The 2,499-nt window shown below is 62.5% G+C and carries 2 protein-coding genes and 1 tRNA gene; all 3 read right to left on the bottom strand.

The genetic code is table 11. The features are described from left to right. Positions 1-150 precede the first annotated feature (150 nt). Positions 151-227, bottom strand: a tRNA-Pro gene (locus tag EOD15_RS32695). A gap of 56 nt (positions 228-283) precedes the next feature. Next, positions 284-1,552, bottom strand: coding sequence for an O-antigen ligase family protein (locus tag EOD15_RS32690; RefSeq protein ID WP_127321728.1), 1,269 nt, complete (start codon positions 1,550-1,552; stop codon positions 284-286). Then, on the bottom strand, positions 1,549-2,499 hold a 951-nt coding region (locus EOD15_RS32685), incomplete at its 5' end, for an undecaprenyl-phosphate glucose phosphotransferase (protein ID WP_127409217.1). The genes EOD15_RS32690 and EOD15_RS32685, both read right to left, overlap by 4 nt.

The raw sequence follows: 2,499 nt of genomic DNA, 5'->3' as shown, positions 1-2,499 counted from the left end.
GGCGCTGAGTGGGTGGATGTGTGCCAGAGATAGCGTTAGCACCAAGCCTGGAGCTCAAGCGCACAGGACATGGTGCCCCGATCCGAGATTTGGCCGGGCTGACCGGGGCATCTGGAGGGGCGGACTTCGGGGGAAAGTCCTGCTTTGAATTGGTCGGAGTGGCCGGATTCGAACCGACGACCCCTTGACCCCCAGTCAAGTGCGCTACCGGGCTGCGCTACACTCCGGACCGGTCGCGATGTATCGTGATAACCCCGTGCGGGTCAACCGAATTCCGCGACTTTTATACCGCTGCGATTGCCGGTGCCGGCGAGCCCTGCAAGGCAGGCCGCAACAGCCGTTGGTGCCTGTATTCCAGCGCGATGGCGCCCCAGATCAGGCCGAGCAGCAGGTAGACATGGCGCCAGTGGTCGATGTCGATGAAGGTGCCGAGCCCGATATTGCCGATGAAGGCGACATAGGCACACAGGAGATAGGGCTGCCACGGCCGGTCGCGCAGCAGGATGCGGAAGCCGGCTGCTATCGTCCATAAGACGAGCGCCAGGAACGACACGAAGCCGAGCCAGCCATAATCCATCAGCATCTTCAGCCAGATGTCGTGGGTGTCTTCACCGAAGATCGTGCCGAAGACCAGCGGGCCGATGCCGAACGGATGCTCCATCGCCATCTGGAAGCCGATCCCGTAGCGGGCGAAGCGGCCAAGGCGGGCGGTGTCGTAGCTCTGTTCGAGATGGGCACGGTTGGAGAACATCTCCGACACGCCGGGCAGCTGCAGGATGACGATCATGGCGACGACCAGCAGCGCCAGTGCGGCTATCGTCATCACCACCACACGCAGCCGGAATTTTCCGCTGGCGCTTTGCAGGAACAGGCAGCCGGTGAGCAGGACCGCCGAGACGGCGAACATGCCCCAGGCGCCGCGCGAGAAGGAGAAGAAGATGCCGGCGGTGATGATCAGCAGCGGCACCGCCAAAAGCGGCATGCGCGTCACCGGTCCGGTCAAAAGCAGATAGAGCAGATAGATGCCGGGCAGCACCAGGAACGGTCCGAACACGTTCGGGTCCTGGAAGGCGCCGGCGGCACGGTCGTATTTGGTGAACATCTCCGCGCCCGGAAAGGCATGGAAATAGCCCGCAATGCCAAGCAGCGAGGTGGCTACGGCCGAAACCACATAGGCAATGAAGATCAGCCGGTAGAGGCCCGGCTGTACGGCGGTGATCGATGCGAAGAACACCGCGCTGAAGGCGAGAAACAGCGAGACGGCGAGATAGAGCGGCGTGTTGGCGAGGTCCGCCATCTGCGTCATGGAGATCATGCCGCCGATGTTCATCGTCACCAGCAGCACCAGCAGCGGCGTGGCCGCGCGGGAAATCCTCAGGCCGAAAAGCGCCCAGATGGCGATCAGCCCGGCCATGTAGAGCTCATAGGGCGCCGGCTCGCTGATGACGAAGCCGGACAGCAGAATGCCGAGGAAGACCGCGCCCGAGGAAATCAGCGCGATCAGCTTGGCGTTGACCGCCGCGCGCGGCACGTCATGGGCGATCGCGCTCAATAGGCGTTTTCCGTGTTGAGCAGCCGGATCGGCGTCAGGAACAGGATCCGCAAATCGAACAGCAGCGACCAGTTCTCGATGTAGTAGAGATCATACTCCGTGCGCATGCGGATCTTCTCGTTGGTGTCCATCTCGCCGCGCCAGCCATTGATCTGCGCCCAGCCGGTGACGCCGGGCTTGACCTTGTGGCGGGCGAAATAGCCGTCGACGACCTCGTTGTAGAGCAGGTTATGCGACTGCGCGGCGATGGCGTGCGGACGCGGGCCGACCAGCGACAGCGAACCCAGAAGCGAGTTGAAGAACTGCGGCAACTCGTCGATCGAGGTCTTGCGGATGAAGCGGCCGACGCGGGTGACGCGCGGATCGTTCTTGGTCACCGTCTGCTTGGCGGTTGGGTCGGCCTTGTCCGTATACATCGAACGGAACTTGTAGACCTCGATGATCTCGTTGTTGAAACCGTGCCGCTTCTGATGGAACAGCACCGGACCCTTGCTGTCGAGCTTGATGGCGATGGCGGTCGCCAGCATCACCGGCGAGAACACCACGATGCCGATCAGGCTGAAGACGATGTCGAAGGCGCGTTTGGCGACAGAATCCCAGTCGTTGATCGGCTTGTCGAAGATGTCGAGCATCGGCACCGCGCCGATGTAGGAATAGGCGCGCGGGCGAAACTGCAGCGCGTTGGAATGCGCCGAAAGCCGGATGTCGACCGGCAGCACCCACAGCTTCTTCAGCAGCTGCAGAACGCGCGATTCGGCGGTCAGCGGCAGCGATACGATCAGCATGTCGATGCGGGCGATGCGGGCGAACTCGATCAGTTCCGAAATGGTGCCGAGCTTGGGGTAGCCGGCGACGATGGGCGGCGAGCGCTTGTCGCCGCGATCGTCGAAGATGCCGCAGATGCGGATATCGTTGTAGGGCTGCTTTTCGACCGAGCGGATCAGGAT

Source organism: Mesorhizobium sp. M7A.T.Ca.US.000.02.2.1 (assembly GCF_003996995.1).
Classification (GTDB): Bacteria; Pseudomonadota; Alphaproteobacteria; order Rhizobiales; family Rhizobiaceae; genus Mesorhizobium.
The sequence above is the reverse complement of the archived record's forward strand: the minus strand, read 5'-3'. Positions and strand labels throughout refer to the sequence as shown.